This is a genomic window from Nonomuraea turkmeniaca, assembly GCF_005889735.1.
GTDB lineage: Bacteria > Actinomycetota > Actinomycetes > Streptosporangiales > Streptosporangiaceae > Nonomuraea > Nonomuraea turkmeniaca.
The window spans coordinates 1-9701 of the sequence record NZ_VCKY01000328.1 but is presented as its reverse complement, the minus strand read 5'-3'; the positions used below and the strand labels follow the sequence as shown (position 1 = coordinate 9701).

Genomic DNA, 9701 nt, shown 5'->3' with positions numbered 1-9701 from the left:
CACCCCCTCCTGACCAGCAATAACACCCCGGCCTAGTAACACGCCGCGCACGCGTTCCAGTATGCGTTACCGCAGCTCAACGCCTGGATCCGTGTGCTTTTCTTCAGACACATCTGCGGAACCCGAGGACCTGCCACCACCCCCGACGAGATCGAGCAAAACGTCGCCGCACGCATGGAGCGCCAGCGCGTTCTTCAGCGTGACAGCGGGCCAACGATGTGGGCGATACTGGATGAAGGAGTCCTGACCCGACCGACCGGCAGTGAGGCGGTGATGGCCGAGCAGGTGGAGCACCTGATTGCCCTGGACGAGCATCCTCGCATCAACGTCCGCGTGCTCCCGTACAGTTCCTCGGTGACCACTGGCCTGCAAGGAGCGTTCATTCTCGCCAGCGCCCCAGGAATGCCGGATATGGTCTACCTCGAGTCGATCACAATGAGCCAGATCACCGCCGACAGCGGGCCGGTCCGGGAAGTCAAGTCGAGATACGAGATGTTGCACAACGAGGCCCTGCCTCGGCGGGCCTCCCTCCAATTGATTGGGGAGATGGCGGAGAAATGGACGAACTGACCGCAGGGCTGCTGGAGTCTGCTGAGTGGCGTAAGGCAACCCGCTCCGGTGACAATGGCGACTGCATCGAGGTGGCCCCGCTGAGGGATGGCCGCGTGGGGCTGCGTGACTCAGAGCACCCCGAACTGCCCGCCTACGTGGTCTCATCCTCGGTCTGGGCCGCGTTCATCGACGGCGCCAAAAAGGGCGAGTTCGACTTCTAGCCCCTACCAGCAATGACGCCGGCCAAGGGCCTTCGGCGTTCACCGAAGGCCCTTGGCTCATCGAAGCTCAGCAGTCGGGCCTGGCTTTGCCTGTCAGGATCGATGGCTCGCTGTCGCCCGCGTGGCGCGGTGCATATCGCCTCATTCTGTTAGCCCGGTGGTGGGCCGAAGAGCTGCGAAGATCCGGCAGAGTGCAGCGACGGAAGGGGTCTATCTCGGCCGAGAGCGGCTTTGCGTGTCCTTGGACGTGCCTGTGATCAAGTCGGGCGTGGCGCGCCTGCCGACCCGCTGGCCGAGCCCTTTTCCTTGGGTGTTTGGTGGGCCTGGCTTTACCTGTCAAGATCGGGCGGCCGCGACCGCCCGCGCAAGCGGGGCATTTCGTCCTACGTGAACGCCCGTTAGCATGCCGGGCGCGTGCCGAAGAGCATGTGACGAGCATGAGCTCGGTCGCCTTCGACTCTCAGAGGTGGGCCGAGAATCGAGAAAGCCCAGGTCAGATGGGGTATGAAGTGGTAGGGCGCCCGGGGCTCGAACCCGGAACCTACGGATTAAAAGCCGACAGCTTTTATGTCAGCCCATTCCTCGCTGTATCTTATTGTATCACTCAGCCCGTAAATGTCGGTTACAAAATGTTCAAGAATGCCGCCCGATGTTGGGCCGTATCGCGGGCCGAAGAGCATGCAACGAGCACGTAATTATGACAATGGCGCGGGTGCCGCAGCGTCGATGGCATGACCTTGACCATTAGATTTGTTCCAGGTCTGCGTAATCGTATTGTGGCGAGTGATCGAGTGCTTGCGCGCGCGACGCCTGGAGCTTGGGGTGTGGGATGCGTCCTGTGGTGTCGGCTCACCACTCCCCATCAGCGGATAGGTGACGCAGGCATGGGTGGGCCATCACGGTGAGGGAATGTCGTCGGACGTGAGCGTGCGGAGGTCGGCGAGGGTCGGCTGTCGGCCGTTTCGTTCCTGGTCGGCAATGCGGCGGGCGTGAGAGGTCTTCATCGCTTCGAACAGCTTGCGGATCTCGCGCGCGTTGCCGTCGGCGTAGGTGGCCGAATGGGCGGTCAGGTGAGTGTCGACAGCCTGGATGAGGTCGTCGGAGATGTCGAATCCGGACGTCTGGGCTTGGTGAGCGAGGAGGGTGAGCAATTCGGCATGCGTGTAGGGAGCGAATCTGATGGTCCTGGAGAACCGGGACGCCAGGCCGGGGTTGGTCGCCAGGAAGCCGGTCATCTCGGTGGTGTAGCCGGCCGCGATGACCACGACTTCGTCGCGGTGATCCTCCATCAGTTTGACCAGGGTGTCGATGGCCTCTTGCCCGAAGTCGTGGCCGGTGTCCGCTGGCCGGGACAGGGCGTAGGCCTCGTCGATGAACAGTACGCCACCTCGCGCACGTTCGAAGAGCGCGGCGGTCTGGACGGCGGTGTGTCCGACGTATCGGCCGACGAGGTCCGCCCTGGTGACCTCTACGAGCTGCCCGCGTGCCAGCACGCCGAGTGCGGCGAGCAACTCGCCGTACAGGCGGGCGATGGAGGTCTTTCCAGTCCCGGGCGGGCCGGAGAAGACAAGGTGGCCAGGTACGGGGTCGGCGGGTAGCCCGGCTCGCTCGCGGCGCCGGGTGGTCGAGATCAGGTCCAGCAGGTCGCGGACCTGTGCCTTGACGTCCTCGAGGCCGACCATGGCGGAGAGTCGCTCAAGGACGGCGCTCAGATGAGCCGTGTCATGGGCGTCACTGTAGGCCATGCTCAGCCCGCGGCCGACTGCACCGTTCAAGTCCTCGGGAAGGATGATCGTCAGCTCGGAGGCGGAGGGTTGCCCGCAGCCGGCCAGACGCAGTGCCTGCTGTTCGACTGCGGCTTCGAAGACGCGCCGCGCCTCTCGCCCGTTGCCGAATGACTGGCCGCGCCGAGCCTGTTCGAAATGGGTGAACAGTACATCGCGGGTCTGGTCGGCCAGTTCAAACCCGTGGTGCGCGGCGAGGTGTTCGACGATGTTGGTCAGTTCGTCGGGGCTGTAGTCTTCGAATTCGATGGTGCGTGAGATTCGCGACTCCAGGCCAGGGTTGGCGGTGATGAATTCCCGCATCTCTGCCGAGTAGCCTGCGAAGATCACGATGGTTTCGTCGCGGTGGTCTTCCATCAGTTTGACCAGGGCGTCGATGGCTTCCTGCCCGAAGTCGGAGCCTGTCCCGAATCGGCGCGAAAGGGTGTACGCCTCGTCGATGAACAGTACGCCGCCCCGAGCCTGATCGAAGACGGCGATGGTCTTCTGCGTGGTCTCGCCAAGAGCCTTGCCGACCAGGTCGGCGCGTGACACCTCGGTGAAGTGCCCCGAAGGCGCGACGCCAAGTGTCGCCAGCAGCTGGCCGTACAGTCGAGCCACTGTGGTCTTGCCGGTTCCAGGGGCTCCCGAGAACACCATGTGCCGCCCGATCGTGGGTCCCTGCGGAAGTCCTGCTTTGCGCCGCTGCTCGGCGACGCGCTGGAACGTCACCAGTTTGGTGATCTCCTGCTTGACCCTGCTCAACCCGACCATGGCGCCTAGTTCGGCCATCAAGGCATCCAGATTGCCCACCTTGTCGCCCGGCACGGTGCGTTCCGGCCTCGGGAGGGTCGATGTGGCGGCGTGGGCTTGGGCAACCTGTGCCGCCGGCGCCAGTTCGGTCTTCACATGGACGTCGAAAAGGTCTTCGGCGCCGTTGTCGCTGGAGACCATGTCACGCAATTCCACACGCGAACTCCGGGCAGTGACGACTCCTCTGCCGATGTTCGCAGTGACGAGGCAACCGTGTAGGCGGGCGGAGGCGTCGGGATCGACGACGATGCCCGTTGCGTTCCTCGTAACCTCGGTGCCTTCGAGGCTCAGGTGTCCTGCGGTGTCGACTACGGCGCCCATGTCGCAGCCTGACATCGAGCCGCCGATGACCGTCGCCGTGCCCGATGTCTGGGCCAGAATTCCAGCCTGCGCCGCGCCGTGCACCTCGCAGTCCCGGAAGTCGGCGGTTGCCTGGTCGGTGACCATGACACCATGCCGCCCAGCGTCCCGGACGGTGAGGTGAACGGCGGTCAGCCGTGCAGAGGCGGTGCACCACACGCCCTCGAAAGCGGTCTCGTAAGTTTCGAGGTCATGCACCACAGCGTGCGCGTTGTCCCTGACCACCAACCCGCTCTTACCGGAGTGACGAATCACGCCGCCCTCAACGGCGGCGTCGGCGTGCTGCTGCACTAATATGCCCGCGCCTTGCGAATTCTCGATCTGGCATCTCTCAATCAGCGGTCGGGATCCTGAGTTGACCCAGATCCCGTGCTCTCCGGCCCCTAGGACCGATGTGTCTCGTACGGTGACCCTGCTGCCCTTGTGCAGGGCGATCCCGCACTGCTGCGGATCGAGCAGTTCGCTCTGCTCGACAAGTCCCGCAGAGTCGTCGTAGACGATCGCCCCGCTTCTTATCCTGCATCGGCGGACAACGAGTTCCCCACCGCCCCGCGCGGACAGGGTCCGCGTCGCCGCGCTGATGAACTCGCAATCTTCGGCGACCGTGCTACCGCTGGCGACGTCCAGGACGCGGCCGTCGGCATGCCAGTTGCGCATGACCAGACCGCGCAGCGTGACCTGTCCCTTGACCTGCAAGTTGTACTCGCCGGCGCTGTCCAGCACCACCGTGCCTCGGCCGCCCGTCGCGGTGATGACCGCCGAACCGCGGTACTGACATGCATCCATCCTGTACTGGCCGGGCTCTACGTAGACGTAGACATTTGTTCCGGGATGGACGGGAACGCTCAGTGCGTCCTGAATCGCGCGGAACGCCCCAGGCGCACGCTGCGAGACCAGGAGATCGAACATGTAGTCTCCCCTCCGAGTCGTCATGATCAGCGATGGTCAATGTACTACCGGTCTATCGGGGCGCCCCAGCGCTGTCCGCGCCGGTTGGATGGAGCGGCGGGTGCGTATCGACGGCCTCCTCCCGCGTCTGAATCCCCTAGATCACATCGATCTTTCCCCACGCTCAACAGCGTGGTTTCCGTTTCGTATCTTGATGGATCCTGGTGTGGCGGTCACAGTGAGTGGGGTGCTGGTCATCGACCGGAGGTGCGCGTGGCCCGAGTCCCCAAGCTCGATACCGGAGCCGCCGCGTACGCGATCGTAGCCAGGTTCGGCCGGACGGTGACGGAGAAGCGGGGGTTGGGCGGCGCGGAGGAGGACCAGTTCCGTGGCCCGTTGGAGAGCCTGCTGCGCGACCTTGGCGCGTTGATCGGTGTTGAGGCGATCCCTTACGGCGAGGTGCGGTTGAAGCATCTGCGGGCGCGGCCGGATTACGCGGTGAACGTCGGACAGGTCCGCGTCGGTTATGTCGAGTTGAAGAGGCCGGGCAAGGGGGTGCCAAGTGCGCCCGAGTGGCGCCCCGACAAGCGGGAGCTGGAGCAGTGGGGCAAGCTCTCCGTGCTGCCCAATGTGGTGTACTCGGACGGAGTCACCTGGGCGCAGTACTCGTTCGGCGAGCGGATCTCGCCGATTGTCAGGTTGGCGAACACTGTCGCGGAGTTGCGGCGTCCGTCGGTGCCGGCCGTCACCGAACTGGTAGGCATCGTCGAGCATTTTATGCTCTGGGAGCCAGAGTCTCCTCGGACGCTGGGCTCTCTCGTGAAGATTATCGGTGGGTTGTGTGGTCTGCTGAAGGACGAAGTGTATGCCGCGATCACCGATCCGCTGAAGAAGCGGTCCCAGATGCGGCTGGCGTTGCTGGCCGACGACTGGCGGAAGCTGCTGTTCCCTGGGCTCGACCATGAGCGCTTCGCCGACGCCTTCGCCCAGACTGTCACGTTCGCGCTGCTACTGGCCCGCTCGGATGGTATCGACCTGGTCGGCGAGTCCTACCAGGAGATCGCTCGGAAGCTGGGCAAACGGCACCTGCTGATGGGGCAGGCGTTCGCCGTGCTCACCAGCGGGGCCGACGACGAGCTCAACACCATTGAGACCCTTCGCCGTGTGATCAGTGTCGCCGACCTGCAGACGCTCGACGTCAGCCCGGTGGACGCCTACGCCTACCTTTACGAACGATTCCTTGCGAGCTATGACCCCACACTCCGCAAGGAGACCGGCTCCTACTACACCCCGGTCGACGTCGCTCGCCATCTTGTGCGGTTTGTGGACGAGGTACTTCGTCAGCATCTTGGTAAGGAGTGGGGGTTCGCCGATGACGACGTGGTGGTCGTCGACCCGGCGATGGGAACCGGTACCTTCCTGGTCGAGGTCATTGGCTGTGTCGCGGATCGGGTCGCCGACAAGCTCGGGCACGGATCCCGAGAGGATTACGTCAACGACTTGGTCACCGACCGGCTGATCGGGTTCGAGATCCAGGTAGCCCCGTACGCCGTGGCTGAGCTGCGTATCCATGGTTCGTTCCAGAGCCGGTTCGCGGTGGAGACCCCGACTGAGGCTCTCCGGTTTCTCAGCGACGCGTTAGCTGACCCGAACCATGTGCAGCCCACGCTGGGCGCGCCGTACCGAGTGATGGAGGAGGCACGGGACAAGGCGAACGGCATCAAACGCAGGATCCCCGTGATGGTGGTGATCGGAAATCCACCACATGTGGAGAACGCCAAAGGCCGAGCCGAATGGATCGAACGCCCTCGCAGAGGAACACCCCAGCTCGGAACCACGGTTGATCGCCCCTCGCTCGATGAGTTCCGCGCTGACGGCCTCGGCCGCTATGAATCGGACCTGCATGGAATGCCGTGGTACTTCCTGCGCTGGGCAACCTGGAAGGTGTTCGAGGCCGAACATCGCATGCCAGAAGGTGTAGTGGCGTTTATCGTCCCGTCCAGTGTGATCAGAGGCGCTGCTTTCCAGGGCCTGCGCCAGTATCTGCGACGCACGTGTGACCTGGGCTGGGTCATCGAGCTCACACCCGAAGGGAACCGCCCGCCGATGGCGACCCGGCTTCTCGGACAGGATGTCGGGCGCCAGCTCAGCATCCTGGTCTTCGCCAGGACGGCTGACTCGGACGCGGAGAAGCCGGCGGTGGTTCGCCATCTGGAGTTACACGGAACGCGTGAGGAGAAGACAGCCGCGCTGGCGCAGTTGACGACAACAGGACCGTGCTGGCATTCCTGCGGTACCGGGTGGCAGGACTCCTTCCTCCCCGCCGCCGACCCGCAATGGGCGGCGTTCCCCTCGCTCGCAGACCTGATGCCATGGCGGTCGAGGGGCATCACCCCCGGACGAGCGTGGGTGTACGCACCCACCGTCGAGGTCTTGCGCGCCCGGTGGCAGACACTCCTCGCCGCATCGAGAGAGGACCAGCGTGAACTCTTCCGAGAGGGGCGGGATCGCACCCTGCACAGCCGGGTCGACCCGCTGCCTGGGTTCCCGCCAGCCCAGCGCTCACTGGCAGAGGAGTCGGAGTCGTGTCCCCAACCAATACAAGTTGCTTACCGCTCGTTCGACCGGCAATGGCTCATCCCCGACAACCGGCTTCTCGTCATGGCCCGTCCGCCGCTCTGGCAAGTCCGATCCGAGCACCAGATCTACGTTTCGGAGCAGGACGTCCACGAGATCACTGATGGGCCAGCGCTGGTATTTTCAGGACTAATCCCCGATCTGGACCACTTCAACGGCAGAGGCGGCGGCGTACGTCCGCTCTGGCGCGATCGTCAGGGCAGCGTCCCCAATATGACCCGGGACCTGCTCGAACACCTCCGTATCCGGCTGGGCATTCCCGTCTGTGCAGACGACGTGCTGGCGTATATAGCGGCGATCAGCACGCACCCCGGATACACCCGCCGATTCCGAGAGCATCTTCGGCAACCGGGCGTGCGTGTCCCGCTCAGCGCGGACTCGATGCTGTGGAATCGCGCGGTGACGATCGGACGCGAGATCCTCTGGCTCCACACCTACGGCAGTCGCTGCGTCGATCCCGCCGCCGGGCGGGGGCGCTCAGAACGCGCCCTCATCGAACGGTTCGGCGTCAAATGCCTGACCCCCGTCAGGGCACTTCCTGACCGGCTCGGCGAGCAGCTCGACTACGACGCCGCAGCACAGACGCTCACCGTGGGCAGCGGAACATTCGCCCTCGTACGCCAAGAGGTCATCGACTACACGGTCTCCGGCCGGCGCATAGTGTGGCGATGGTTGAACGACCGGACCATACAGCCTCGAAACAAGCGCCGGACGTCGAGCCTCGACGACATCACCCAGACCTCCTGGAACCGGGAGCTGACACTCGAATTCCTGGCGCTTCTCTCCGTACTGACCGGATGCATCCTGATGCATCCCAAGCAGGACCAACTGCTGACCGACGTGTGCTCGGGGCCGCTGATCGGTCAGGCCGACCTGGCCGCCGCTGGCGTGCTACCGGTCCCGGAATCAGCGACGAGGCCGCCGAAGCCGATGCAAACCGCAGCGCATCCTCTTCCCGGAAGCTGATCTTAATCCTCGCACCGGGGCTCGGGTCCCTTGCTGCGTACCGGCTCTGTTCCGGCCCGATCCCATCTGGGGGATGGACCTGACATGTGCTAAGCGGCATTCCAGAAGTTCCGCTTGTAACCCGAGGGCAGCCAAGGGCTGGTCCACGGCGCCGCGGCGGTCAGCAGCTCGGCCGGTGAGCGAGCGCGGAAGAAGGCGTGGATCTGTCAGAGGCGGCCGGGCCAGCTGACGGCGGTGTTGGCGATGAAGGTCTTGAGTGCGGCCCAGATGCGCTCCACCGGGTTGTCATGCGGGCTGTAGCGTCCTCCGAACAGCACCTCCATGGTGGGGTGCTTGTTCAGGTAGTCGGTGACGGCATGGGCATGGTGGATGCTGTCGTCGTCGCAGATCACCACGATCGCCGGGCCTGTCGGAGCGACCAAGCGGATCTGTTCCAGCAGGGCGATGAAGTCGGCGGCGCAGCGACGGCCCAGCCGATACACCCACCGGCCGGTGGTCATCTCCAGCGCGCCGAACACCGTCACCTGCCGGTTCTTGCCCGGCGTGCCGATCTCCGGTCGGCCCGAACGCAGCGTCCAGGTGGCCCGCACGTGCGGCAGCAGGTGGACATGGGTCTCGTCGGTTGCCCACACCAGCGCCCCGCGCGGTGACTCGCGCAGCCGGAAGGTGATGGCGGCCACCACCAGCCGCCGGTCCGATTACCGCAGGCCACCAGCTTGGGATGACGCCAGGTTGCCACCACCCGCAGGCGCCGATACAGGGTGCGCGGGCTCAGCTTCGGCCGGCCCAGGTACTGCCACAACCGCTCGGTCGGCCGTACCGGGGCCTCCCACAACGTGATGGCCGAGTCGTTCTTCAGAACGTTCTCACTTCGTCCGAACCCGGCAAGATCCAGTATGGGCGTGCCTGCCAACCAGGGGAAAGCATCGATGGCGCCAATCGGTCCGCACACTCGCGTGGCGGTCGCGCATTTCCTTGGTTAGGTGATCGCCTACGAGGCCTTCCGGCGTATCGCGCAAAGCGTGAGCGTTCGACTGCGTAGGCGTTCTACGATGTTGTATCTGAGGCTCGAGTTGCTATCGCCTGAATCGAAGGCGATTGCACATCCTTCTGAGCTTCCCCCTGTTCTCCGGACACTTGACCTGAGGTCACCCTTGATCATCAGGAAGGATGTCCTTCATGCCCGCACCACACCCGCCAGAGTTCCGGCGTCGCGCGGTCGAGCTCGCGCGCCAAGGTGACAAACCGCTCCTCCAACTCGCCAAAGACCTGGGCATCAGCCGGTCATGCCTGCAGAACTGGCTCAACCAGGCCGACGCCGATGAAAACGCCGGCACTGGGGACCGGCTGACCAGTGCGGAAAAGAAGGAACTTGCCGAGCTGCGCCGCCGCAATAAGCAGCTGGAGATGGAGAACGACATCCTCAAGCGGGCGGCGGCCTATTTCGCCCGCGAGAACGTCCTCCCAAAGTAATCTACTCGCTGGTCCGTGAACTCGCCGA

The 9701-nt window shown here is 64.4% G+C and carries 5 protein-coding genes and 1 pseudogene; 4 read left to right on the top strand and 2 right to left on the bottom strand.

Going from position 1 to position 9701, the window contains the following annotated elements:
* Positions 1 to 93: 93 nt before the first annotated feature.
* Entirely contained in the window at positions 94 to 570 is a 477-nt protein-coding gene (locus ETD86_RS49630) for a DUF5753 domain-containing protein (RefSeq protein WP_138673589.1), read from the top strand.
* Positions 558 to 773 (top strand): DUF397 domain-containing protein, encoded by a 216-nt coding sequence (locus ETD86_RS49625; RefSeq protein WP_138673588.1) that lies wholly within the window; start codon positions 558 to 560, stop codon positions 771 to 773. Before ETD86_RS49630 ends, ETD86_RS49625 begins: the two co-directional genes overlap by 13 nt.
* 896 nt (positions 774 to 1669) lie before the next feature.
* On the opposite strand, the gene ETD86_RS49620 is transcribed toward ETD86_RS49625, so the two are convergent.
* Positions 1670 to 4618 (bottom strand): AAA family ATPase, encoded by a 2949-nt coding sequence (locus tag ETD86_RS49620; RefSeq protein WP_138673587.1) that lies wholly within the window; start codon positions 4616 to 4618, stop codon positions 1670 to 1672.
* Between the two features lie 252 nt (positions 4619 to 4870).
* On the opposite strand from ETD86_RS49620, the gene ETD86_RS49615 reads away from it, so the two are divergent.
* Entirely contained in the window at positions 4871 to 8200 is a 3330-nt protein-coding gene (locus tag ETD86_RS49615; protein WP_170223725.1) for a type ISP restriction/modification enzyme, read from the top strand.
* Positions 8201 to 8289: 89 nt separating this feature from the next.
* On the opposite strand, the pseudogene ETD86_RS49610 reads toward ETD86_RS49615, so the two are convergent.
* Positions 8290 to 9005: pseudogene (locus tag ETD86_RS49610) on the bottom strand (transposase); the annotation flags it as partial.
* Between the two features lie 365 nt (positions 9006 to 9370).
* Between ETD86_RS49610 and ETD86_RS49605 the strand changes: the two are divergent.
* Positions 9371 to 9673, top strand: coding sequence for a transposase (locus ETD86_RS49605; RefSeq protein ID WP_138673584.1), 303 nt, complete (start codon positions 9371 to 9373; stop codon positions 9671 to 9673).
* The last annotated feature ends 28 nt before the right edge of the window (positions 9674 to 9701 follow it).

Excerpts from the sequence above, each read along its gene's own strand:
- ETD86_RS49605 (WP_138673584.1), top strand. The coding sequence starts at position 9,371 with ATGTCCTTCATGCCCGCACCACACCCGCCAGAGTTCCGGCGTCGCGCG.
- ETD86_RS49620 (WP_138673587.1), bottom strand. The coding sequence starts at position 4,618 with ATGTTCGATCTCCTGGTCTCGCAGCGTGCGCCTGGGGCGTTCCGCGCG.
- ETD86_RS49625 (WP_138673588.1), top strand. The coding sequence starts at position 558 with ATGGACGAACTGACCGCAGGGCTGCTGGAGTCTGCTGAGTGGCGTAAG.